The sequence below is a fragment of the Novosphingobium sp. MD-1 genome (assembly GCF_001014975.1).
GTDB lineage: Bacteria > Pseudomonadota > Alphaproteobacteria > Sphingomonadales > Sphingomonadaceae > Novosphingobium.
In genome coordinates, this window is the sequence record NZ_BBXA01000018.1 from 16,743 (window position 1) to 40,530 (window position 23,788).

Sequence of the window (23,788 nt, forward strand, 5' to 3'; positions counted from 1 at the left end):
ATGGCCGAGGGTGACGAAAAAGGACGGTCCGGCCCGACCGACATCCGCGACGATCTGGTGCGGAGCGAAGCGAAGAAAGCCTTCGTCTGGCTGGGCGTGGCCGCGCTGCTGGCGCTGGCGGTCTATCTGGCGCAACCGCTGCTGGTGATATTCGGCGGCGTGGTTTTCGCCGCGATGATCGACGGTGGGCAGCGGCTGCTAAGCCGCGTACTGCCGATCCGCCGGGGCTTTCGCATCCTGATCGTGCTGCTGGCGGCGCTGGCCTTCCTGATCTGGCTGGTGATGTTCGCCGGTAGCCAGATCGCCGCGCAGGCCGCGCAGATGCCCGCGGTGATCGAAACGCAGACCGCGCGCGTGCTGGCCTGGGGCCATGCCCACGGCATCTCGGTGAACCAGGCCGACTTCTCCAACGTTGCCGAGAAGCTGATCGGCGGCGTCGGCCCCGTCACCCGCGCGCTGGGCGGCATCTTCGGCGGCTTCGGCACCGCGTTCCTGATCATGATCCTGGGCATCTATTTCGTGCTGGAGCCGGACCTCTACCGGCGCGGCATCGCCTGGATGCTGCCCGAGGGAAGCCGCGAACATTTCCACGGCACTGCCCATCGCATGGGCAAGGCGCTGCGGATGCTGCTGTTCGGGCGGCTGATCGGCATGGCGGTGGAAGGCGTGGCGACCTGGGCGTTGCTCGCGCTTTATGGCGTGCCGATGGCCGCGCTGCTGGGGCTGCTCACCGGCCTGCTCGCCGCGCTGCCCAACATCGGCGCGCCGATCTCGGGCATCCTGATGGTGCTGGTCGGTTTTTCGGGTGGCACCGACATGGGCATCTTCTGCATCATCGTCTATGTCGTGGTGCAGACGGTGGACGGCAATATTATCGTGCCGATGGTGGCGAAGAAGACGGCCGACCTTGCCCCCGCGCTGGTGCTGGGCGCGCAGTTGATCTTCGGCGTGATGTTCGGCCTGCTGGGCCTGCTGCTCGCGGATCCGATCGTGGCCATGCTGAAGATCGCGCTGGAACGGCAAGCCGAACGCAACGGCCGCCCTTCTGTCGGCGGCTCCGGCGGGGAAGGCTGAGAAGGTCTCCGAAATGGCGCGCAAGTTCCTGTATCTCATCGCCGTTCTGGTTGTGCTGGTCATCGTGGCGCTGGCCGCCTTGCGCCTCTGGTCGCTGGAACTGACGCGGTTCGCCTTCGTGCCAAGGACCGGCTTCGAGCAGAAAGGGCCGCTGCCCGATGGAGCCTACAAGGCACCGGGCATGTGGTTTTCACGGCCCGGCATCGCCAACGATCCGGCGCAGCTCCGCCCGCAAGGCATGAAGGCCGAAGGCGACCGTTCGCGCGCGGTGGTGTTCTTCGTCCATCCCACCAGCTATCTGGCACGCGATCACTGGAACGGATCGCTGGAGGACGCCGACGCAAACCGGCGCGCCGCTTCGTTCATCCGCGCCATGGGCAGCGCCTTCAATGGCGCCGCGCAAGTGTGGGCGCCGCGCTATCGCCAGGCGACGTTCGGCGCGTTCCTGACCGACAAGCCGGAAAGCGCGCAGGCGCTGGCGGTGGCCTATCAGGACGTGAAGGCCGCGTTCGCCAGCTTCCTGCAGCAAGTGCCGGCCGACGCCCCGATCATCCTAGCCGGCCACAGCCAGGGATCGCTGCACCTGATTCACCTGCTGCGCGACAGCGTGAAGGGCACGCCGATCCAGCAACGCCTGATCGCCGCTTACGCGATCGGCTGGCCGATCTCCGCCCGGCACGATCTGCCGGCTATGGGCCTGCCGGCCTGCGCCGGACCGGAAGACACCGGCTGCGCGATCAGCTGGGAAACCTTTGCCGAACCGGCGGAACCGGCGCTGGTGCTGGACGCCTTTCACGGCCGCACCGGGCTGGACGGGCAGCGCGTGGGCAACGAAGCCCCGCTCTGCACCAACCCGCTGACCGGCCGCATGGGCGGAAGCGCCCCGATCGCGGCCAATCTCGGCACGCTGCAGATGGACGAGGACCCGACCGGCGGGAAGCTGATCTCCGGCGCCGCGCCCGCGCGCTGCGACGAACGCGGGCTGCTGCTGATCGGCGATCCGCCAAGCGTCGGCCCTTATGTACTGCCGGGCAACAACTATCACGTCTATGACATCCCGCTGTTCTGGATGAACCTGCGCGCGGACGTGGCGCGGCGGACGGCGGCGTGGGAAAAGTCGCACTCGGTACCGACGCCATGATCACCACGTTCACGCCCGATTTCCGCGCCGCGCTGCCGGAGGGCGGCGTGCTGCTGGGGCTGGATACCGGCACGAAGACGATCGGCGTGGCGCTGTGCGACGCCGGCTGGCGCTTCGCCACTGCCGGCAAGACGATCGTCCGCCGCAAGTTCGCGCAGGACAAGGAACAATTGCGCGCGCTGGTGGCCGAACGGCAGGTGCGCGGGCTGGTGATCGGGCTGCCGCTGAACATGGACGGCAGCGAAAGCCCGCGCAGCCAGGGCGCCCGCGCGATGGCGCGCAATCTTGACGATCTGGGGCTGCCGATCCTGCTGTGGGACGAACGCTGGACCACGCAGGCGGCCGAACGCGCGATGATCGAGCAGGATTTCAGCCGCGCCAAACGCGCCGAGCGCATCGATTCGCACGCGGCCGCGCTGATCCTGCAAGGCGCGATCGACGCGCTGGCGGGCGGCGTGCTGTAGGACAGGGACGCGGCCGGCCCGGACCAGTCCTGCATTGCCACTTGTCTTTGTTTCCGGCGACCGGCACAGCATCCGGGATGGAGGATACCAAAAACAAATTCCCGCCGCGCTTCAACATCCCGCCGGGTGTTGGCATGGACCCGGTACAGGGCAGCAAGGCCATCACGCGCCACGGCCACAGCGGCTTTCTGGGCATGGAATATGTCGGCCACGGCGAAGACTGGTTCGAACTGGCGCTGCCCTGGCGCGAGGATCTGGTGGGCGTGGAGGAAACCGGCGTGCTGGCTTCCGGCCCGATCATCAGCCTGCTCGACAACTGCACCTCGATGTCGGTCTGGGCGCGGCGCGGCGAATTCCAGCCGCAAGTGACGCTGGACCTGCGCATCGACTATGTGCGTGCGGCCACGCCGGGCAAAACGATCATCGCCCGCGCCGAATGCTACCAGCTGCGCCGCAGCATGGCCTTCGTGCGGGGCATCGCGCACGATGGCGAACTGACCGATCCGGTGGCGCACGCCGCGGGCATCTTCATGCTGGTGGAGGCGAGCGGATGGATGAAAGCGTGACCAGCCCGGAGGAAGGCACACCCCTGCCCGCCGACCATCCGCTGCATCTGCCCCCCTATGCCCGCGCCATGGGCATGGAAATCGACCGGATCGAAGACGGCGTGCCCGTGATCGGGATGGACTATACCGAACGGGCGGTGGGCCGTCCGGGCTATCTCCATGGCGGCGCGATCGGCGGAATGCTGGAAATGGCGGCGTTCACCGCGCTGCGGGCCGAGCTCGACCGCACCGGCGCGGCGATGCGGATCAAGCCGGTCAACATCAGCATCGAATACCTGCGCGGCGGGGTTGACCATCGCACTTACGCCATGGGCCGCGTAACCCGCGCGGGCCGGCGCGTGGCCAACGTGCGCGTGGAAGCGTGGCAGGCCGATCGCGACAAGCCGGTGGCCAGCTGCTGGATGAACTTCCTGCTCGCGCCGAAGGCCGAATAGCGCCGCCCAGCGCTATCCCAGCGTCAGGTCGATCACGATTCCCTGGTCCGGCGCTTCCGCGCCAGGCGGCAGGCGAACGGCATCGGCGCGCGCGCGGGCAAGGACGGCGGGCGGCACATCCGGGCCGGCGATCACCGCGTCGGCCTGCCCCAGCAGGCGCGCCTCGCGCAGGGTGAGATCGTCCGGATCGTCGGACCGCAAGGCGATGACAAAGCGCCCGGACAGGCCGGCGGCGGCACCGCCAAGCCAGCGCTCCACGGCATAGGCCGGCGCTTCCGCCAGTGGATCGAGCGGCCCGCCCTGCTCCAGCGCGGCATCGAGCGCCCGGCGGCGTTCGCCCGGCGAGGGCCAGCGCGCGCGCACCGCTTCGCGTGCGGCATGGAGCGCCAGCGCGAGCCCGCCCAGCCCTTGCGGCAGCAAGCGTTCCAGCCGCAGGCGCAGCGCCTTGGCGAGCCCGGCGGAAGCCCCGCCCGTGCCCACCGCGATCAGCACCGGATCGCGATCGACCAGCGAGGGCACGGTGAAATCGCACAGCTCCGGGCGGTCGGTGACGTTGACCAGCAGGCCCGCGCCCCGCGCGCGGATGGCGTCGGCGCGCGCTGCCATGTCATCGTCGTGGGCGATGAACGCGAGCCGCGCGCCGGTATCGATGCCCTCCGCCAGATCGTCGACCACCACGCCGCCGGCCCGCTGCACTAGCCGTCGCTTGGCCGCCGCCGCCTCGCTCTGCCCCAGCACGACAACCGGCTGGCCGGCGATGCGGTGGAACAGGGGCAGCGATTGCATGGCGCTTCAGCCTTTCAGGAAATCGGGCACGCGCTCGGCCGCGAGGATCGTGGCCGGATCGATGCGGTCGGCCACCACCGCCCAGCGGCCTTCATCCACCATCACTTCGGGCACCAGCGGGCGCGAATTGTAGGTGTTGGCCATCGTCGCGCCATAGGCGCCGGCGGTGCGGAACACCGCCAGATCGCCCCGCGTCACGCGATCGATGTCGCGCGCCATGGCAAAGGTATCGCTCGATTCGCAGATCGGCCCGACGATGTTGGCGGTGAAGCGTTCGCCATCGGGCGTGACCGCCGCGAAATCGTGCCAGGCATCGTAGAGCGCGGGACGGGCAAGATCGTTCATCGCCGCATCGACCACCACCCAGGGATGGCTGGCGCCTTCCTTGACGCGGACCACGCGCGTCACCAGCACGCCGGTGTTGCCGGTGATGACGCGGCCCGGCTCGAACATCAGCGTCACGTCCCAATCGCGCGTGACGCGTTCGACCATCGCCGCGTAGTCGGCCGGCTGCGGGAATACCTCGCCTTCGCGGTAAGGCACGCCCACGCCGCCGCCCAGGTCCATGTGCGTCACCGCGTGGCCGGCCGCGCGGATGGCGCGCATCAGGCCGCCGACCTTGGTGAAGGCCTGCTCCAGCGGCTCCAGCTTCGCCAGCTGGCTGCCGATGTGCAGCGCCAGCCCGCGCATGGCGATGCCGGGCGTCTCCGCCAGCCGGGCATAGATCGCGCCGGCGCGGTCAAAGGGCACGCCGAACTTGTTCTCGGCCTTGCCGGTGGAAATCTTGCCGTGCGTGCCCGCGTCCACGTCCGGATTGACGCGCAGCGCTGCCGGCGCGACCGTGCCCATCGACGCGCCGAGCGCGGCGAGTTCCAGCCCCTCCTCCTCGCTTTCGAGGTTGAACTGGCCGATCCCCGCTTCCAGCGCGCGGCGCATTTCCGCCTCGGTCTTGCCGACGCCCGAAAAGACGATGCCGTCCGCCGCCATGCCCGCCGCCAGCGCGCGTTCGAGTTCCCCGCCGGACACGACATCCGCGCCATAGCCTTCGGCGGCGAGGACGCGCAGCACGGCCAGGTTGGGGTTGGATTTGACCGCAAACGCGATCTTCACGCGTGGCAGCACCGCCAGCGCATCGCGGAACACGCGCGCATGGCGCGTCAGCGTGGCGCGCGCATAGACATAGACGGGCGTGCCCACCGCCTGCGCGATCGCGGGCAGAGGCACGTCCTCGGCGTGGAGAACGCCGTCGCGATATTCGAAATGGTCCATGATTCGGCCTTGAAAGAGAGATTACTGCTCGGGCGGGAGGTCGAAGGGATCGTCCTCGCGCTCCTGCGAGCGCTGCCGGGGTTCGATGCCGCGTTCGGGCCGGGCCTGCACCGGCGCGCGCAGCAATTCGTCGGCCACCGGACGGTCCTCGCGCCCGAAAGGCGGTTTGGGCAATTGCTGGTCGGCCAGCGGTTTCAGCGGACGCTGGTTGCCGCAGCCGGACAGGGCAAGCCCGGCCACGCCCAGCGCCAGCGCGGCGCGGATCACTGGTGCAGCCCGACGCAGGCGCCTGATCTCGCCCATTTCCATACCGTCAGTCCTCCAGCCCCAGCGCCACGCGCGCCTCGGCCACGCGCTTCCTTACCTCCACCGGCGCGGTTCCGCCATGGCTGGCGCGCGCGGCGACCGATGCCTCCACCGACAGCGCGGCATAGACGCGCTCGTCGATCCGCGTGTCGATCGCCTTGAGGTCCGCCAGCGGCAGCTGGTCGAGCGCCACGCCCCGGCTTTCGGCGAGCTTCACCGCGCTGCCGGTAATATGGTGCGCCTCACGGAACGGGATGTTTGCCTGCCGCACCAGCCAGTCGGCCAGGTCGGTCGCCGTGGCATAGCCGAGTTCGGCGGCCGCGCGCATCCGCGGGGTGCGGAACGCGGCTTTGGCCACCATGCCCGTCATCGCCGCGATCGACAGCGCGAGCAGCCCGGCCGCCTCGAACACTGGCGGCTTGTCGTCCTGCATGTCCTTCGAATAGGCGAGCGGCAGGCCCTTCATCGTGATCATCAGCGCGGTCAGGCAGCCGGCGATCCTCCCGGAATGGCCGCGCACCAGCTCGGCCGCGTCGGGGTTCTTCTTCTGCGGCATGATCGAGCTGCCCGTGGAAAGGCTGTCGGGCAGGGTGACGAAGCCGAACGGCTGGCTGGCCCAGATGATGAACTCTTCCGCCAGCCGCGACAGGTGCAGCGAACATTGCGCCGCCGCCATCAGGTAATCCAGCGCGAAATCGCGGTCGGACACCGAATCGAGGCTGTTGTCGGTCGGCCCATCGAAGCCAAGCGCCTCGGCCGTGCGGAAGCGGTCGATCGGAAAGCCGGTACCGGCCAGCGCCGCCGCGCCCAGCGGGCAGCGGTTCATCCGCGCGCGCGCATCGGCAAAGCGCGACCGGTCGCGCCCGATCATCTCGTAATAGGCCATCAGGTGATGGCCCAGCGTGACCGGCTGCGCGGTTTGCAAATGGGTGAAGCCGGGCATGATGCTGTCGGCATGTTCCCCGGCGCGCATCACCAGCGCCACCTGGAGCGCCTGCAGCCCGGCATCGGCCTGTTCACACGCATCGCGCACCCACAGGCGGAAGTCGGTCGCCACCTGGTCGTTGCGGCTGCGCGCGGTGTGCAGCCGCCCCGCCGCCGCGCCGATCAGTTCGGCCAGCCGGCTTTCGGTGGTCATGTGGATGTCTTCGAGGTCCCAGTCCTCGGGCACGCCGTTCGCCTCGTATTCGGCGGCGACCTTGTCCAGCCCGTCCGCGATCAACGCGGCGTCGTCTGCCGAGACGATGCCCTGCGCGCCCAGCATGGCGACATGGGCCTTCGACGCGGCGATGTCCTGCCGCCACAGCGCCTTGTCGAACGGGATCGAGGCGTTTATCTCGCGCATGATCGCCGACGGGCCGGCGGCGAAACGCCCGCCCCACATCTGGTTGGAGCCTGAATTGCCCGTCATCCCAGTCATCTTCCGTTCGTCAAAGGTGTTGATCCTGTCGGCCACGCTGGCGGCGGGCCTGACGCTTGCCGGGTGCGATAGGAAAAGCCCGGAGACAGCGCAACCGCAGAGCGGGGGCGAAAATGCCGCGAAGGACGGATCGGGCGGCGAAATCAAGGGCGAGTTCAACGGCACGCTCGACATCAGCAAGCGCGGCGAGGCGATCCCGGACCTGACCTTCTCCGACACCGGCGGCAAGACGCTGCGCACCGCCGACCTCAAGGGCAAGCCGGTGCTGGTCAACCTGTGGGCGACATGGTGCGGCCCCTGCGTGCTGGAAATGCCGATGCTGGACCAGCTGGCCACCAAGGAAGAGGGCAAGCTGCGCGTGCTGACCATCTCGCAGGACATGGGCCAGCCCGAAAAGGTCAAGGCGCTGTTCGCGGAGAAGAAGTTCGCGCGGCTGGAACCCTGGCTCGATCCCAAGAACGATCTGGGCTTCCACTACAACACCGGCCTGCTGCCCACGACCGTGCTCTACGACAAGGACGGCAAGGAAGTGTGGCGGATGATCGGCGCGCACGACTGGTCCGGCCCGCGCACCGACGCGCTGCTGGCGGATACGCTGGCGGGCAAGTGACGCCGGCTTGAGAGGCTGCGGCAAGCGGAGTACGTTCGCCGCATGACCGCGCTCAAGCTCAAGATCCAGATCACCTGCGGCGCGGAAATCGCCATGGGGCCAGGCAAGGCCGATCTGCTGGACGCGATCGCGCGGGAAGGGTCGATTTCCGGCGCGGGGCGGCTGCTGGGCATGAGCTATCGCCGCGCCTGGCAACTGGTGGACGTGATGAACCGCTGCTGGAACGAACCGCTGGTGATCACCTCCCCCGGCAGCGCGCACGGCGGCGGCGCGCGCGTCACCCCGTTCGGAACCGACGTGCTGGCGCATTACCGCGAGTTGCAGGCCAGGGTGGACACCGGCGCGCGCGGCCCCGATTTCGCCGCGCTTTCCGCCGCACTGCGCAGCGAGCCCAAAGCCACTCAGAAGGACTAAAGCGCGCGGCCGCAAGCCTTGTCCGGCATGGCAAGGTCGGCGCGGGTGGTGAAGGAGGGGTCGGACAGTGCCCCCAGGAAGGCGACCAGCACGGCCATGTCCGCCGACGTGACCGGCCGGCGGTGGCGGCGGATGACCTCGTCGATCGTGCCCGCGCTGCCATCGTGCCACCACGGCCCGGTCAGCAGGACGTTGCGCAGCGACGGCGTGCGGAACCGCGCGCGGTCCTCGGCCCGGCCGGTCGCCTCGAACAGCCCCTGATCGGGCGCGGCGGGATCGACCGGATCGAGGCGGTGATAAGCCCGGTCGGTGAACAGCGGGCCGGCATGACATCCCGCGCAAGCGCGCGCGAACACCGCCCTGCCCTTCCGCGCATCCGGTGACAGCGCGCCGCGATCGAACGCGCTGCCGAACGAAACCAGCGTCCGTTCAAACGCGGCCACCGCGCGTGCCACATTGACGGGATCAATCCGGCCCCCGTCGTGCGGAAAGGCGCTGCGGAACTGGCGGATATAGCAATCGTCGCGCCCAAGGCGCACAGCGATATCCCCTTCCAGCCCCTTCATGCCCATCTCGACCGGGTGCGTGCCGAACACCGGCACCGCGACCTGCGCTTCCAGCGTGGTCTGCGCCGGGTCCGCGAACGTCAGCGGGGCGATCCAGCGCACGTTGGCAAGGCCGGGCACGTTGCGCCGCCCCGGCTCGCCGGTAACGCCCGGATGCGTGCGGTTGCCATCGGCGAAGGCGTGCTTCTGTTCGTGGCAGGTGGCGCAGGCCATCGTGCCATCGCGCGACAGGTCGGCATCGTAGAACAGGCGGCGGCCCAGCTCGATCCGCGCCTGTTCGATGGCCGGTGGCGCGACCGGCTCTCCCGCAGGCCGGGTGGGCACGGGCAGTCCCGTCGGCCACGATGGCTTGCCCGCCGCGACCAACGCGGTCAGCGCTAGCAAGCCCGCCGCCAGCCTTGCCAACGGCATCAGGGCAGTTTCACCGCAAGAACCGTGATCGTATCCGCGCCGTTCGCGGCGATCTGCAGGGTATAGTCCCCCGGAGTCAGCGGGAAATCGACCATCTTGCGGATGCCCGAGCAATCCGGCCCGTGGCCATGTGCGGTGGAGCCGACCGCCTTGCCCCCGGCCACGAGATCGATCCACGCCCCCGATCCCAGCGCGATGCGGTAGGTGCCCGGCGCGGTGACATGCAGGCGGACAAGCCCGCCAAAGCTGACCGAGCCGCCCGGCTTTTCCGGCCGCAACGGATAGCGCACCGCCGGCGTCGGCAGCAGCTTCACCCGCGCGGCCTCGCCGATGGCCAGCGTGGCGGCGGCAAGCCCGGCCACATCCGTCGCGGCAGTGCGGTCGCCGGGGCTGGCCCATGCCGCCAGTTCCCCGCTGAGCGCAATCGGCGCCGCGCAGACCGGCGGCCGTTCCTGCGCCAGAACCGGACCGGCCGAGGCCATCGACGCCAGCAGCACGCACCCCACCCTAAATCCCTTCACGATCGATCCCCGCATTGCCATGCTATATTTCACTGAATATAGGCTTCGCCGCAAACCGCAAGAACGATCAACAGGGAGTCTTCCATGCGCCGCTTTCCCGCGTCCGCCCTATCCATGCGCCGCGTTCCCGCCGTGGCGGCTTCGCTGATCGCGCTCGCCTCCGCCCAGGCGCATGCCGAAGATGCCCCGCAGCCCGCCGATGACAGCACGAAAGCGTTCACGCTGGGCCAGATCGTGGTGACGGCCGCGCCCGCCGACGGCGTGGAGATCAGCGGCGAAACCCTGAGCGCCGCCGCGATCGGCCTGTTCAACCGCAATACGCTGGACGATGCGATCAACCTGATGCCCGGCATCAACGGCTCCAATTCCGGCGGCACGCGCAACGAACGGCTGGTGTTCGTGCGCGGGTTCGACCGGTTCCAGGTGCCGCTGTCGATCGACGGCATCCGCGTGTACCTGCCCGCCGACAACCGGCTGGACTATGGCCGCTTCCTGACGCCCGACATCGCGCAGATCCAGGTGGCCAAGGGCTATCCTTCCGTGCTCGACGGGCCGGGCGCGATCGGCGGGGCGATCAACCTCGTCACCAGCAAGCCTACGCGCGCGCTGGAAGGCGATGTGCGCGGCACGCTGAACCTGGGGCGCGAAGCGGAGTATGCCGGCTACACGGTTTATGGCCGGCTCGGCACCGCGCACGAAAAGTGGTATGCGCAGGTGTCCTATGCGCGCAATTTCCAGGACCACTGGGACCTGTCGGGCGACTACAAGCCCACTGCAACCTCGGCCGAGGACGGCGGGCATCGCGGCCTTTCCCGCAGCGAGGACTGGCGCGTCAACGTCAAGGCCGGCTTCACGCCCAACGCCACGGACGAATACGCGATCAGCTATACCCGGCAGGAAGGCTCCAAGAACGCGCCGCTGCACGTTACCGACGCGCCGTCGAGCCAGCGCTACTGGAGCTGGCCATACTGGAACATCGACAGCCTCTATTTCCTGTCCACCACCGCGCTGGGCGACGTGGCGACGCTGAAGACGCGCGTCTATCGCAACACCTTCGACAACCTGCTGCGTTCGTTCGACGATGCCGCGCAGACGAAGCAGACCCTCGGGCGGGCGTTCAACTCCTATTACGCGGACGAAGCCTGGGGCGGATCGGCCGAACTCGGCGTGGACGCGAGCCATGCCGACCACCTGACGCTGGCGGTGCATTACCGGCGCGACAAGCACGTGGAATGGCAGCAGGGCTTCCCTTCCGGCGCAACCGAGCCGAAGCAGACCAATATCGAGGACACCTACAGCATCGCGGTGGAAAACCGGCTGATGCTGACGCCGAAGCTGACCTTCGTGGCCGGCGCCAGCTTCGACTGGCGCGACATGAAACAGGCGGAGGAATATGGCACGCCGCCCGGCGGAGGCGCGGCGCGGATATTCCAGTATCCGCACAAGAACGCCGATGGCTGGAACGCGCAGGGGCAGCTTGTCTGGCAATCCGACGCCGACACGCGGATCAACGCCAGCGTCTCCTCGCGCGTGCGTTTTCCCACGATCTTCGAGCGGTTCAGCACGCAGTTCGGCACGGCGGCATCCAACCCCGCGCTGAAGCCCGAACGCGCGACCAACGTGGAACTGGGGGGCAAGCGCCGGTTCGGCCCGGTGAACGTGGAAGGCGCGCTGTTCTACAGCGACGTGAAAGACGCGATCGTGGCCGTGCGGTCGGCGGGCTTCCCTTCCGGCACCACGCAGCGCCAGAACCTGGGCAACGGCACCTACTATGGCGCCGAAATTGCGCTCAACGCCGCTTTGGGGGAAACGCTCTCGGTCGGCGCCAACTACACGTACATCCATCGCGATTTCGACATCACGCCAGCGGCTGGCGTCACCGTACCGCTGTTCGCGTTGACCGGCGTGCCGACGCACAAGGCGTTCCTCTACGCCGAATGGAAGCCGGTGCCAGCGCTGCGGATCACGCCCAGCCTCGACATCGCCTCCGACCGCAAGACCGCCAATACCGCCGTCACGCAGTACTACGACACCGGCCGCTACGTGCTCGCCAACCTGCGCGCGGACTGGACGGTGCGCCAGGGGCTGCAAGTGGGCGTGGGCGCGCGCAATCTGTTCGACGACAACTATGCACTGGTCGATGGCTTCCCCGAACCGGGACGGAGCTTTTACGCCACGGCCGGCGTCGCATTCTGAGCAGCGAACGATCCGTTCCGGGCCAGGGGAATATCCCGGCCCTTCTACACCATGGGCGCGGACACCCCGATCTCCGCGAAATAGCGGGCCATGGCATCGGCGGCGCGATCGGTCAGCGCGATGAACGCGCGGCGGCGGTCGGTATCGTCCTCCACCCGGCGGAACAGGCCGGCGTCGGTCATCTGCGCGATCCAGCGCAGCGCGGTGGTGGGCGGCACGCCCGAGGCGATGCACAGCGAGGTGACGGAAACGCGCGCGTGTTCCGCCCGCGCGGCGGTCAGATCGAGCAGCATGTCCCACGCCGGATCGGCGAACAGGTCTCCTTGAAAGAACCGGGCGCGCAACTGGCGTTGGCGGGCGATGCGCCGGATCAGGCGCGGATCGGGCAAGGGCGGCCGGGTCGCCCGCGCCAGCCGGCCGTTGTCGCGATCACGCGCGCCGCCCGCTTCCGCTCCATCGAAACGAAACGCGGAAACCTTGTCCTCCACGGTGCCGCCGCCTGCCCCCTCCGCATCGCCTTCCCCCGACAAGCGGGCGAGCGTGCGCGCGATCTCGCTGACCTGCTCGGTCAGGCGCAGCAGCGTCAGCCGATCCTCGTCATCCAGTTCGCGCACCCGCTTGCCCCGCCGCGCCAATCCGCTACCCAGCGCGATCATGCGATCGGCGCGGCTGGGCGCCACCAGAATATCGGGTTGCGACTGATCGAGGCAACCGAACACCGCTTCCAGCGAATCGAGACTGGTCGACACGACCACCTGCGCACCGCCCCGCGCCGCCAGCATATCCAACCGCGACAAGGCGGCCAGTTCCGCCGCATCGACGACAGGGCAATCGACCAGCACGAGATCATCGACGCCGCGATCTTCGGGATCGTCGAGAAGCGCCCCAAGCGTGTGCGACCGGACCACGCGCAAGCCGGCGGCAGTGACATCTTCCGCCAGTTCGGCACGCAGGAACGGCTGATCGGCAAAGATCGCGACCGCCAGCGGGGCGCGCGCGCGATCGGACCGGATCGCCGTGGAATCATCGTAGTCGAACCGCGTAACGCTCTGCCCCATGCTTCATCTCCGCCCTGCGAGACTGGAACAAGTAGGGAACAACAGCGTGTCGAGGTCAACAATGGATAGGTCGGATTTGGCGCAACAATCCCGTCCGGCGGGCTTCAGGGCCGGATTTCGATCGGCGTTCCATCGCCAACCAGCGACCAGATTTCCTCGATTTCGGCGTTGGATACCGCGATGCAGCCATCGGTCCAGTCGCCCGGAACGCGGCCCATCGGGAGAGCGTTGGGCTGCCCATGGAGGAAGATCAGCCCGCCGGGCGAACGCCCTTGCCCCCGTGCGAACGCCACGTCCGCCGGCGCGGGATAGGAAATGTGAAGCGAAAGATGATAAGCGCTGCGATCGTTTCCATAATCGATCGTATAACGGCCCTCGGGCGTGCGCTCGTCGCCTTCGAAACGCTTGGGGCCGACGGGTTCGTCGCCCAGTTGCAGGCGTTCATAGACCCGATAGGGCCGGCCATCGGCGAACAGTGTCAGCCGCCGCGCGCCCTTTTCCACCACCACGAAATCGGCGGCGGGAAGATTGTCGGGCACGGCCTGCGCCGATCCTCCCGCCAGGAGCAGAAAGCCCAGCGGAAGAAACGGGCGCAGGCGCATCATCTCAATCGACGAAAGGATCGCGCACGAGGATAGTGTCCTCGCGCTCGGGGCTGGTGGAGACAAGCGCGACCGGGGTTTCGATCAGTTCCTGCACGCGCTGGATGTACTTGATCGCCTGCGCCGGCAGATCGGCCCACGAGCGCGCCCCGGCGGTGGTGCCGCTCCAGCCGTCCATTTCCTCGTAGATCGGCTCCACTTCCGCCTGATCGGCGGCGTGGCTGGGGAAGTAATCCAGCACCTTCCCGCGCAGGCGATAGCCGGTGCAGATCCTCACCTTCTCGAACCCGTCGAGCACGTCCAGCTTGGTCAGCGCGATGCCGGTCACGCCCGAGATCGCGCAGGACTGGCGCACCAGCACCGCATCGAACCAGCCGCAGCGGCGCTTGCGCCCGGTAACGGTGCCGAATTCGTGGCCGCGTTCGCCCAGGCGCTGGCCGGTTTCGTCCTCCAGCTCGGTCGGGAACGGCCCCGAGCCGACGCGGGTGGTGTAGGCCTTGACGATCCCCAGCACGAAGCCGACCGCGTTGGGGCCAAGGCCCGAACCGGCCGCCGCCGAACCGCTGACCGTGTTGGACGAGGTGACGAACGGATAGGTGCCGTGATCGACATCGAGCAGCACGCCCTGCGCGCCTTCGAACAGGATGCGGGCGCCGGCCTTGCGCACTTTCTTCAGGCGCTTCCACACCGGCTGCACGAACTGGAGCACGAACGGCGCGATGCCGCGCAGGTCATCGAGCAGCGCGGCGCGATCGACCGGCGGCTGGCCGAAGCCGGCGCGCAGCGCATCGTGGTGCGCGCACAGGCGATCGAGCTGCGCGTCGAGCGCGTCGAGATGCGCCAGATCGCAAACGCGGATGGCGCGGCGGCCGACCTTGTCCTCGTAAGCGGGGCCGATGCCCCGCCCGGTCGTGCCGATCTTGCCCGCGCCCGCCGCCGATTCGCGCAAGCCGTCGAGATCGCGGTGCAACGGCAGGATCAGCGGGCAATTGTCGGCGATGGCGAAGTTTTCGGTGTTGATGTCAACACCCTGGCCTTCGAGCTTTTCGATCTCGGCCTTCAGCGCCCAGGGATCGAGCACCACGCCATTGCCGATGATCGAGAGCGTGCCGGTTACGATGCCCGAAGGCAGCAGGCTGAGCTTGTAGACCTGATCGCCCACCACCAGCGTATGGCCCGCGTTATGCCCGCCCTGGAAGCGCACGACGGCATCCGCCCGGCTGGCCAGCCAATCGACGATCTTGCCCTTGCCCTCATCGCCCCACTGGGCGCCAATCACGGTTACGTTGGCCAAAACGATGCCTTTCCTGTCGCGGACTCGGTGTCTTGAAATTGTCTTGGGGAGTTCCCGCGGCGCACTAGGGGACACCGGGTGCAAGGGCAAGAGCGCACTGCCGGGAAAGACGCATGACGCACAATCGGCGTGTCGATGCCGCCGCCGTCACACCGCGTACCGCACACGGCGCATGTCACACCTCGTAACCACTTCAGGCTGGCGATACGGCCGGCGCGCGATAGCATTGTCCGGTCTGCAATTGCGAAGTGCTGTCTCATGCGAAACATCTTCCTTGGCACGATCATCGGCACGGTCCTGGTGCTGACCGCCGCCGCGCAGGCCAGCCCCGGCGATCGCCTGCGCGCGATGATGGCCGGACGCCAGAACGGCGGACAGGGCGATCAGGCCTGGCGCACCCTGCCGGCGGCCGACCGGACGATCCGCTATGGCGACGATGCCGCGCAGACGATCGCGTTCTGGCCGGCGCGCGAGGCGGCAGGCCCGGCGCCGCTGATCCTGTTCGTCCACGGCGGCGGCTGGGCACACGGCAGCAAGGAGAACGCGACCGGCAAGGCCAAGGTCGAGCACTTCCCCGCGCTGGGCTATGCCTTCGCTTCGATCGATTACCGGCTGGTGCCGCAGGCGACGGTGGAACAACAGGCGAGCGATGTCGCTGCCGCGCTGGCGGCGCTGCTGGCGCAAGCCGATGCGCTGGGGATCGACCGGCACCGCGTGGTGCTGATGGGCCACAGCGCCGGGGCGCACCTTGTGGCGCTGGTCGGCACCGACGAACGCTATCTGCGGGAGGCCGGCCTTTCGTTCGCGGATGTGGCGGGCGTGATCCCCGTCGACGGCGCGGCCTATGACGTGCCGCAGCAGATCGCCTCGGTCGGGCAGTATCAGCGCCGCATCTATGACGCGCCGTTCGGATCGGACCCCGCCCGCCAGCGCGCGCTATCCCCCGCCTTGCAGGCCGCCGCGCCGAACGCGCCGCGCTTCCTGCTGCTCCATGTCCGGCGGCCGGACGGCGTGGCGCAGGCGGAGGAGCTGGCCAAGGCGCTGCGCGCTGGCGGTACCAGCGTCGAGACCGGCAGCTTCCCCGGCACGGGGTTGCAGGGCCATGTCGAAATCAACGCGAAACTGGGCGATCCGGATTATCCCGCGACAGTGCTGACCGACCGCTGGCTGAAGGCGACGTTCGGGAAGTAACGCCCAGGGTCAGGACCCTAGGCAACGTGGCGTGGGAATGCCCACCCCCAACCCCTCCCGCAAGCGGGAGGGGAGCGAGACTTACGCCGTCGTTCGCGAACAGGATAGTCGACAAGAAGAAAGCGCCGGCGCGGCATCCCGCACCAGCGTTTCCCGCGCGACCCCTAAGGGCGGTTCAGCCCTGCCTGATCTGGTGCACCGTATGCGGCGCACCATAGGCGGCCGCGCCGAAGGTTTCGGCGATCAGCTTGTTGGTATCGAAATAGACCTGCCAGTAATGGTTGGTGTGGCAGTAAGGGCGCACGCACAGCACTGTGCCGCGCTCGTTGAAATCCAGGATTTCCACATCCGGCGCGGGATCGGTCAGCACGTTCGGAACGCCGGCCAGCGCCGCCTTGAGCCGACCGATCGCATCCACCGGGTCCACGCCGAACGCCAGTTGCGCGGTGCGATCGACGCGGCGGTATCCGTTGCTGCTGAAATTCTTGATGACGTCGGCCGAGACTTTCGCGTTGCCCACCACCGACATCACGTTGTCGGGCGTGTTGATGATCGTGTTGAACATCCCGATCTCGATCACCGTACCTTCAACGCCGCCGGCCACGACATAATCGCCCAGCTTGTAGGGCCGGAAGATAATGATGAAGGCGCCGGCCGCGAAATTGCCGAGCAAGCCCGACCAGGCTGCGCCGATGGCGAGGCCGACGCCGGCGAGCAGCGCGGCGAAGCTGGTGGTCTGCAACCCGAAGTAGCCGAGGATCGCCACGACCAGCAGGATGTTGAGCACCACCGCCAGCATGTTGGCGATGTAGCGCTGGAGCGTCGCGTCGAAGTTCCGCTTGGTCAGCAGCGCGGACAAGGCGTGGATCGCGAAGCCGATCAGCCAGCGGCCCACCATATAGAGAACGAAGGCCGCGCCTATCTTGATCGCGCCCGCGGTAAGAAGCGGTGCCGCACTGGCCCAGAGCGCCGAGAGATCCATCATGTCTTCTCCAAGGAAGCAAGCGGCCTTCGCACGAAGGCCTTGCTCTCAGGATAGACCGGCGGCGGCGGGCCGATAAAACGGAACTCTCTCCATTTTATCGGCAAAGCTGGCTGAAAACTGGCGATTCCGGTCCAAAAGTGACCCGTTCCCCGCCTTTCGGCCGCGTTCACGCGCGGCGGACATCCAGCACGATGGTCGCCGGGTTGTCCTGCCAGCGGTAGCCCGGCGTGGGATGATCCCGATTCCAGCGGTGCGCGTAAAGGCGCCGGGCGGAAAAGCCGATGCCATGCGCCGGCGCGCGCCAGAGCAGCCCGCCGAGCAGCGGTCGCAAGCCTTCCGCGCGCATGTCGGCGCGCGTGATCGCCTGCACCGGCTCGATCTGCCCACGCTCGACGATCAGTTCGATGCGCACCGCCCAGCGCGGCATGTGCACCGCCGCTATCCATTTCTCGTCGGCATCGCGCGGCAGCGGGCCGCTGCGACCGGAGCCGTCGCGATAACGACGCCAGCCATCGGGAAAGACGACGAATTCGGCGCGGGCGAGATCGGTCATGACTTCCCCGCCATCGCGGATACGGCCGGGAATGCACGCTTCGCGCACGATCAGGCTGTCGCCCGGCGCACAGCGCGAAAGAGGGCCGTCAGAGGGAGCGCGCCAGCGGGTCTGCCATCCAGCGAGAAGCGCGCGCGCCACCGCCGGGCCGGCGATAACGGGCACTTCCGCGCCGGCGGTCAGAGTGCCTCCGGGCCGTCCTTGCCCAGCACATGCGTGCAGCCGAGCGCGGTGGCGCTGTCGGCCTCGCTGAGTGCGGCGGCAGTGCGCCAGCCGATCGCGCGCAGCCGCGCGGCGGCATCGCGATCATGCCCCAGCGGCAGGAACACCATGTCCTCGCGCCGTTCCGACGCGGCGAGCAGGCCGACCAGCGCATCCGGGTAGAGCGAGAAGCCGGTCGCGGCCTCGCCCTCACCCCCGTTGGCGCTGGCAATGCGGTAGGTGCCGCCCCGCCCCAGCACGCCGCGCACGCCTTCGGCATAGAGCGTGAAGCCGAACCAGGTCTGGTATTCGAAGCCATGGCGTTCGGCTGGATCGAGCGTGAGCCGGGCCGTTCCGCCCAGACGCGCCGCGATCTGGCGCAGCGCCGCGATGCGGCCGGCCAGCACGCCACCCGCATCGATCGCGGCCAGCTTCTCAATAGCCGCATCGAAATCGCCGGTTGCGTAAAGCAGCGGAACATAGGCCTCGCCGCCGGCATCGATCAGCCCGCCGGCATCCTTGGTATCCAGTTCGCGCCGCACCGCCTCGATCTGTCCGGGGGCAAGCGGCATGGCCTTCTCGGCCAGCGTATCGACAAGATCGGGCAGCGTGAAATCGACGCTGATGTTGCGCCCGCCGGCGGCCGCGAGCGCCTCGATCGCCAGCGCGACGATCTCGCTTGCGGCGGCGACATTGTCCGCGCCGATCAGTTCGGCCCCGCACTGGAAGCGCTCGCGCGCCGGGTCCAGCCCGTCGCCCTTGATGGTCAGCACCTGGCCCGCATAGCACAGGCGCAGCGGGCGCGGCGCAGCGGCCAGGCGGGTTTCGGCGATCCGGCCGATCTGCGGGGTGAAATCGCTGCGCAGCGCCATCATCCGCAGCGACGAGGGATCGACGAAGCGAAACATCCGCCGCGACTGGATGCCCGCCATGCGCGCGGCCAGACTGCGCTCGAACTCGATCATCGGCGGCAGCACGCGATCATAGCCGTGGCCGTGCATCACGTCCTGAACGGCACGCATCACACGGGTCGCCGTCGCCGCTTCGCGCGGCAGCCGGTCTTCAAGCCCTTCGGGCAGCAGATCGGGGTCGCTGGTATCCATGGCGCGAGCCTTTAGGGGGTATTGGCGGTTATGTCGAACGCTCACCGGAGGAAATGCGCGTCATCCCTGCAAGGAAACCGTCATCCCAGCGCAAGCTGGGATCTCGTTCGGCTGGGCTGGACCTCTCGCAGATTTACCTGCAGCGGCCCGAGATCCCGGCTTTCGCCGGGATGACGCGTTCTTCCTTGCGCCGAGGTCAGAACTTCAGCGCCTTGACGATGCGCACGCCCTGAACCTGCCGCGCTTCGGCCAGCACTTCCTCGCTGACCGGGCTGTCGACCGACAGCAGCAGCACCGCTTCGCCACCGGCCTCGCGGCGGCCAAGGTGGAACGTGCCGATGTTGATGCCGGTCTTGCCCAGCAGCGTGCCGATGCTGCCGATGAAGCCCGGGGCGTCGGTGTTGACGATGTAGAGCATGTCGCCATCGAGATCGGCTTCGATGCCGATGCCGAAGATCTCGACCAGGCGGGCCTGGCCATTGCCGAACAGCGTGCCCGCGACCGAGCGTTCACCCTGGCTGGTGCCGACGGTGACGCGCACCAGCGTGCGGTATTCGCCTTCGCGGTCATGGCGCACTTCGCGCACGTCCAGCCCGCGTTCCTTGGCGAGGAACGGCGCGTTGACCATGTTCACCGACTGCGAATACTGCTTCATCAGCCCGGCCAGCACCGCGCCGGTGATCGGCTTGGGGTTGAGCTGCGCCGCCGCGCCTTCGACCTCGATCGCGATCTTGGTCAGGTTGTCGTGCGCAAGCTGGCCGACGAGCGAGCCGAGCTTCTCCGCCAGCGCCATGTAGGGCCGCAGCTTCGGCGCTTCTTCGGCCGAAAGCGAGGGCATGTTGAGCGCGTTGGTAACGCCGCCGGTGACGAGGTAATCCGCCATCTGTTCCGCCACCTGCAGCGCGACGTTGACCTGCGCTTCGGTGGTGGAGGCCCCGAGGTGCGGGGTGCAGATGAAGTTCGGCGTGCCAAACAGCGGCGATTCCTTGGCCGGCTCGGTCACGAACACGTCCAGTGCGGCGCCGGCGACATGGCCCGAATCGAGCAGGTCCTTGAGCGCCGCCTCGTCGACCAGCCCGCCACGCGCGCAGTTGATGATGCGCACGCCCTTCTTGGTCTTGGCAAGGTTTTCCGCCGACAGGATGTTGCGTGTCTCGCTGGTCAGCGGCGTGTGCAGCGTGATGAAGTCCGCCTTGGCCAGCAGCGTATCGAGATCGGCCTTCTCCACGCCCATTTCCACCGCGCGTTCGGGCGTGAGGAACGGATCGTAGGCAACGACCTTCATCTTCAGGCCCAGCGCGCGGCTGGCGACGATCGAGCCGATGTTGCCGGCACCGATCAGTCCCAGCGTCTTGCCCGTCACTTCCACGCCCATGAAGCCGTTCTTCGGCCACAGGCCCGCCTGCGTCTGGGCATTGGCTTCGGGAAGCTGGCGCGCCAGCGCGAACATCAGCGCGATGGCGTGTTCGGCGGTGGTGATCGAGTTGCCGAACGGGGTGTTCATGACGACGACGCCCTTGGCCGAAGCCGCCGGGATATCGACGTTGTCGACGCCGATGCCGGCGCGGCCGACGACCTTCAGGTTGGTCGCGGCGTCGAGGATTTCCTTGGTCACCTTGGTCGACGAGCGGATGGCGAGGCCATCGTACTGACCGATGATCGCGATCAGTTCCTCGGGCTTCAGGCCGGTGATCTCATCCACCTCGCAGCCGCGTTCGCGGAAGATCGCGGCGGCGTTGGGGTCCATCTTGTCGGAAATGAGGACTTTGGGCTTGGTCATGACATTTGTCTCCAGACGTCATCCCGGCGAAAGCCGGGATCGCAGGCGGCTAAACGGAACCGCGTGTTCCGCAATCCGGCCGGGGATCCTGACGTTCGTCAGGATGACGGAATTTCGTGATTCAGGCGGCCTTCAGCGTTTCCCAGGCCCAGTCGAGCCAAGGACCGAGCGCTTCGATGTCGGCGGTGTCGACGGTCGCGCCGCACCAGATGCGCAAGCCCGGAGGCGCATCGCGGTAGCCCGCGATGTCATAGGCCGCGCCTTCCTTTTCGAGCAGGCCGGCGAACGCCTTGATGAAGTCCGCGTCCGCGCCTTCGACCGAGAGGCAGACCGAGGTCTTCGAGCGAATGCCGCGATCGACCGCAAGGTGCGACAGCCATGCCCGTTCGGCGACGATCTTGTCGAGCGCCTCGGCATTGGCGGTGCAGCGCGCCTTGAGCCCTTCGAGCCCGCCAAGCCCCTTGGCCCATTCCAGCGCGAAGATCGCGTCTTCCACGGCCAGCATCGAGGGGGTGTTGATGGTTTCGCCCTTGAACACGCCTTCGGCAAGCTTGCCCTTGGAGATCAGGCGGAACACCTTGGGCAGCGGCCATTCCGGCGTATAGCTTTCCAGCCGCTCGACCGCGCGCGGACCAAGGATCAGCACGCCGTGCGCGCCTTCGCCGCCCAGCACCTTCTGCCACGAGAAGGTGGCGACATCGATCTTGTCCCACGGCAGGTCATAGGCGAACACCGCGCTGGTGGCGTCGGCGAAGCACAGGCCCTGGCGATCGGCGGCGATCCATTCGCCATCGGGCACGCGCACGCCGGAGGTGGTGCCGTTCCAGGTGAACAGGACGTCGTCCGACCAGTCCACCTTGTCGAGATCGGGAAGCTGGCCGTAATCGGCGCGCATCACGGTCGGTTCGAGCTTGAGCTGCTTGACCGCATCGGTGACCCAACCTTCACCGAAGCTTTCCCAGGCAAGCGTCGTCACGCCGCGCGCGCCGAGCATCGTCCACATCGCCATTTCGAAAGCGCCGGTGTCCGAACCGGGCACGATGCCGATGCGATGCGTGTCGGGCAGGCCCAACACTTCGCGCATCAGGTCGATGCAGTATTGCAGGCGCGTCTTGCCGATCTTGGCGCGGTGCGAGCGCCCCAGCGATTCGGTTGCCAGCTTGTCGAGGGAATAGCCCGGCGGCTTGGCGCAGGGACCGGAAGAAAAGAACGGACGCGCAGGCTTGCGCGCCGGAATAGTCGTAGTCATGTCTGACTCTCCTTGCAGAGAGCTCGCGCGGCGTTGGGACCGCGTGGCCCGGAGCCGCACCTAACGGCGCGGGGCGGATTGTCAACCGGAACCGGCGCGCCGCAAAATTATCGTGCGGAAATATGGCACCGGTAGGCGGAGACCGGAAAGCGCTGGCCACACCTTTCCCCCAGATGAACAACCGTTGTTTTGCAGACAGTTACCAGAAAAATAACCATTCCCGGTTATAAGCTGCCCCATGAAGATTCGCGGCCTTTCCCTGATCGTGGCGGCCTGCCTTTCCTCGGCGCTGGCCGGCTGTATCAGCGCGCCCGAACCGCAGCACCGCGAACCCGCGCGCAGCGCGCTGGGCACGTTTTCGCCCGCCCCCGCCGCGCAGGCCTGCCTAGCGCGGCTCGGGCAATCCGACGCCGGCTTCACACCCCTGCCCGATCAGTATTACGGCGCGGGTTGCTCCACGCTCAACGCGGTGCGCCTGACCTGGCTGGAAAGCGACGACCGGCGGCTGCAGCTGTCCAATCTCGGCCCGGTCAGTTGCCCGCTCGCCACCACGCTTTCGGGCTGGGCGCGCTTTGGTGTGGACCGCGCCGCCCGGCAGATCCTGGGCAGCCCGCTGCTGCGCATCGAGACGATGGGGACTTATTCCTGCCGCACCGTGGCGGGCACCGCGCGCCTTTCGGGCCACGCCACCGCCAACGCGATCGACATCGCCGCCTTCCTGCTGGCCGATGGCCGGCGCGTGAGCGTGCTCAACAACTGGTCAGGCGGGACGCCGGCGGAGCGCGAATTCCTGCGCGTTATCCACGCCAGCGCCTGCAAGCGCTTCGGCACGGTGCTCAGCCCGGACTACAACGCCGCGCACCGCAATCACTTCCATCTGGAAATCGGAGCCAGCCGGCCGTTCTGTCGCTGATCCCGGAGGGATAGGCTGGACCGCTTCGCGCGGCCCGGACAATCAGCCCTTAGCGTCCTGGACACTATTCCCCGCCAGCGTATCCGACCCGTCGGGATAGATGAAGCCGAAAGCCGGCGCTTCGCGCAGGCCCAGCGAATGTGTGGGCGCGTACCACACGCGCACCTTGCTCCAGTCGCCCGCTTCGGAAACATCGACCGCCAGCGCCTCGCGCTCGACCATACCGGGGCGCGACCAGTTGGCGTGGTTGAGCAGCACGCGGCGGCTGTCGAGCACCTTGCTCACCACGGCGACATGACCCATCGGCATTGCGCCGGTGGCGCGGAAGGCCAGCACCGCACCCGCGCGCGGGCGGTGGCCACGGGCATAAGTGCCGGCCGCCTGATCCCACCACGTCCGCGCATTGCCGAACAGTTGCACGTCGGACACCGAGCGCGCGTAGGTCACGCATTGCAGGCGAGCCTGGGCCGGGACAGCGGTGGCGATGAGAGCCAGCAGAGCGAGGATCGAAGCGTAGGCGGTGCGAAGCATGGCAGCTTCATAGCCAATTTCCGCAGCGCACAAACCTCTGGCCGCAACGAGTCGTCGTGCGGCAGACACCTCCCACCCGGGGATGGTAACTGTGACTTAACGCACTGTGGAAAACCTGGTTCCCGGATGGCCAGGATCGCCCTCGCCGCG

25 protein-coding genes are annotated in these 23,788 nt (G+C 67.9%); 10 read left to right on the forward strand and 15 right to left on the reverse strand.

Going from position 1 to position 23,788, the window contains the following annotated elements; all coding sequences use genetic code 11:
• From NMD1_RS04270 to NMD1_RS04290, 5 genes are all read left to right on the forward strand, one after another.
• The gene (locus NMD1_RS04270) at positions 1-1,074 is read left to right on the forward strand and encodes an AI-2E family transporter (protein WP_125953845.1); all 1,074 of its coding nucleotides are present in this window, start codon (positions 1-3) and stop codon (positions 1,072-1,074) included.
• 13 nt (positions 1,075-1,087) lie between these two features.
• Positions 1,088-2,215, forward strand: coding sequence for a DUF3089 domain-containing protein (locus NMD1_RS04275; protein ID WP_125953846.1), 1,128 nt, complete (start codon positions 1,088-1,090; stop codon positions 2,213-2,215).
• Positions 2,212-2,679 (forward strand): Holliday junction resolvase RuvX, encoded by a 468-nt coding sequence (gene ruvX, locus NMD1_RS04280; RefSeq protein ID WP_124810931.1) that lies wholly within the window; start codon positions 2,212-2,214, stop codon positions 2,677-2,679. The genes NMD1_RS04275 and ruvX overlap by 4 nt, the downstream gene beginning before the upstream one ends.
• A 77-nt stretch (positions 2,680-2,756) precedes the next feature.
• Positions 2,757-3,245, forward strand: coding sequence for a PaaI family thioesterase (locus tag NMD1_RS04285; RefSeq protein WP_375336184.1), 489 nt, complete (start codon positions 2,757-2,759; stop codon positions 3,243-3,245).
• A complete protein-coding gene (locus NMD1_RS04290) occupies positions 3,230-3,679 on the forward strand; it encodes a PaaI family thioesterase (protein ID WP_125953847.1) in 450 nt (149 codons plus the stop codon). Before NMD1_RS04285 ends, NMD1_RS04290 begins: the two co-directional genes overlap by 16 nt.
• 12 nt (positions 3,680-3,691) lie before the next feature.
• Here the strand turns inward: NMD1_RS04290 and NMD1_RS04295 are convergent, their stop codons facing one another.
• The 4 genes from NMD1_RS04295 to argH are packed head-to-tail and all read right to left on the reverse strand — an operon-like array spanning position 3,692 to position 7,424.
• On the reverse strand, positions 3,692-4,465 hold the full coding sequence (locus NMD1_RS04295) for a bifunctional precorrin-2 dehydrogenase/sirohydrochlorin ferrochelatase (RefSeq protein ID WP_125953848.1): 774 nt from the start codon (positions 4,463-4,465) through the stop codon (positions 3,692-3,694).
• A gap of 6 nt (positions 4,466-4,471) precedes the next feature.
• Positions 4,472-5,734 carry a diaminopimelate decarboxylase gene (gene lysA, locus NMD1_RS04300; RefSeq protein WP_125953849.1) on the reverse strand — a complete coding sequence of 421 codons (1,263 nt, stop codon included), beginning with the start codon at positions 5,732-5,734 and terminating at the stop codon, positions 4,472-4,474.
• A gap of 21 nt (positions 5,735-5,755) precedes the next feature.
• Entirely contained in the window at positions 5,756-6,037 is a 282-nt protein-coding gene (locus tag NMD1_RS04305) for a hypothetical protein (RefSeq protein ID WP_223806816.1), read from the reverse strand.
• Between the two features lie 10 nt (positions 6,038-6,047).
• On the reverse strand, positions 6,048-7,424 hold the full coding sequence (gene argH / locus NMD1_RS04310) for an argininosuccinate lyase (RefSeq protein WP_125953873.1): 1,377 nt from the start codon (positions 7,422-7,424) through the stop codon (positions 6,048-6,050).
• A 16-nt stretch (positions 7,425-7,440) separates the two neighbouring features.
• Between argH and NMD1_RS04315 the strand changes: the two genes are divergently transcribed.
• Both NMD1_RS04315 and NMD1_RS04320 read left to right on the forward strand, forming a co-directional pair.
• Entirely contained in the window at positions 7,441-8,070 is a 630-nt protein-coding gene (locus NMD1_RS04315) for a TlpA disulfide reductase family protein (protein ID WP_233497352.1), read from the forward strand.
• Between the two features lie 42 nt (positions 8,071-8,112).
• Positions 8,113-8,484 (forward strand): winged helix-turn-helix domain-containing protein, encoded by a 372-nt coding sequence (locus NMD1_RS04320; RefSeq protein WP_124810978.1) that lies wholly within the window; start codon positions 8,113-8,115, stop codon positions 8,482-8,484.
• On the opposite strand, the gene NMD1_RS04325 is transcribed toward NMD1_RS04320, so the two are convergent.
• Together NMD1_RS04325 and NMD1_RS04330 are read right to left on the reverse strand one after the other, a co-directional pair.
• A complete protein-coding gene (locus NMD1_RS04325) occupies positions 8,481-9,461 on the reverse strand; it encodes a cytochrome-c peroxidase (protein ID WP_125953850.1) in 981 nt (326 codons plus the stop codon). The two genes, NMD1_RS04320 and NMD1_RS04325, sit on opposite strands and share 4 nt — an antisense overlap.
• The gene (locus NMD1_RS04330; protein WP_233497353.1) at positions 9,461-9,982 is read right to left on the reverse strand and encodes a hypothetical protein; all 522 of its coding nucleotides are present in this window, start codon (positions 9,980-9,982) and stop codon (positions 9,461-9,463) included. Before NMD1_RS04330 ends, NMD1_RS04325 begins: the two co-directional genes overlap by 1 nt.
• Before the next feature lie 84 nt (positions 9,983-10,066).
• Between NMD1_RS04330 and NMD1_RS04335 the strand changes: the two genes are divergently transcribed.
• Positions 10,067-12,178, forward strand: coding sequence for a TonB-dependent siderophore receptor (locus NMD1_RS04335; RefSeq protein WP_233497354.1), 2,112 nt, complete (start codon positions 10,067-10,069; stop codon positions 12,176-12,178).
• Positions 12,179-12,222: 44 nt separating this feature from the next.
• On the opposite strand, the gene NMD1_RS04340 is transcribed toward NMD1_RS04335, so the two are convergent.
• The 3 genes from NMD1_RS04340 to NMD1_RS04350 form a co-directional block, all read right to left on the reverse strand.
• Positions 12,223-13,236: a winged helix DNA-binding protein gene (locus NMD1_RS04340; RefSeq protein WP_125953851.1), complete on the reverse strand. Its 1,014-nt coding sequence runs from the start codon at positions 13,234-13,236 to the stop codon at positions 12,223-12,225.
• Between the two features lie 104 nt (positions 13,237-13,340).
• The gene (locus NMD1_RS04345; RefSeq protein WP_125953852.1) at positions 13,341-13,841 is read right to left on the reverse strand and encodes a murein L,D-transpeptidase family protein; all 501 of its coding nucleotides are present in this window, start codon (positions 13,839-13,841) and stop codon (positions 13,341-13,343) included.
• A 1-nt stretch (position 13,842) separates the two neighbouring features.
• Entirely contained in the window at positions 13,843-15,132 is a 1,290-nt protein-coding gene (locus NMD1_RS04350) for an adenylosuccinate synthase (RefSeq protein WP_124810974.1), read from the reverse strand.
• Positions 15,133-15,390: 258 nt separating this feature from the next.
• Here NMD1_RS04350 and NMD1_RS04355 point away from each other — a divergent pair, with 258 nt between their 5' ends.
• Positions 15,391-16,323 (forward strand): alpha/beta hydrolase, encoded by a 933-nt coding sequence (locus NMD1_RS04355; protein ID WP_125953853.1) that lies wholly within the window; start codon positions 15,391-15,393, stop codon positions 16,321-16,323.
• 175 nt (positions 16,324-16,498) lie between these two features.
• Here the strand turns inward: NMD1_RS04355 and NMD1_RS04360 are convergent, their stop codons facing one another.
• The 5 genes from NMD1_RS04360 to NMD1_RS04380 form a co-directional block, all read right to left on the reverse strand.
• Positions 16,499-17,308 carry a mechanosensitive ion channel family protein gene (locus NMD1_RS04360; protein ID WP_199558067.1) on the reverse strand — a complete coding sequence of 270 codons (810 nt, stop codon included), beginning with the start codon at positions 17,306-17,308 and terminating at the stop codon, positions 16,499-16,501.
• Positions 17,309-17,474: 166 nt separating this feature from the next.
• Complete coding sequence (locus tag NMD1_RS04365) at positions 17,475-18,026, reverse strand: hypothetical protein (RefSeq protein ID WP_124810972.1); 552 nt, start codon at positions 18,024-18,026, stop codon at positions 17,475-17,477.
• A gap of 14 nt (positions 18,027-18,040) precedes the next feature.
• A complete protein-coding gene (locus tag NMD1_RS04370) occupies positions 18,041-19,165 on the reverse strand; it encodes an ATP phosphoribosyltransferase regulatory subunit (RefSeq protein WP_125953854.1) in 1,125 nt (374 codons plus the stop codon).
• A 196-nt stretch (positions 19,166-19,361) separates the two neighbouring features.
• Positions 19,362-20,945, reverse strand: coding sequence for a phosphoglycerate dehydrogenase (serA, locus tag NMD1_RS04375; RefSeq protein ID WP_124810970.1), 1,584 nt, complete (start codon positions 20,943-20,945; stop codon positions 19,362-19,364).
• A 121-nt stretch (positions 20,946-21,066) separates the two neighbouring features.
• Positions 21,067-22,194, reverse strand: a complete 1,128-nt coding sequence (locus NMD1_RS04380) for a phosphoserine transaminase (protein WP_125953855.1) — start codon at positions 22,192-22,194, stop codon at positions 21,067-21,069.
• Between the two features lie 238 nt (positions 22,195-22,432).
• On the opposite strand from NMD1_RS04380, the gene NMD1_RS04385 reads away from it, so the two are divergent.
• Positions 22,433-23,107, forward strand: coding sequence for an extensin family protein (locus NMD1_RS04385; protein ID WP_124810968.1), 675 nt, complete (start codon positions 22,433-22,435; stop codon positions 23,105-23,107).
• A 42-nt stretch (positions 23,108-23,149) separates the two neighbouring features.
• Here the strand turns inward: NMD1_RS04385 and NMD1_RS04390 are convergent, their stop codons facing one another.
• A complete protein-coding gene (locus NMD1_RS04390; protein ID WP_124810967.1) occupies positions 23,150-23,638 on the reverse strand; it encodes a CHAP domain-containing protein in 489 nt (162 codons plus the stop codon).
• Positions 23,639-23,788 lie beyond the last annotated feature (150 nt).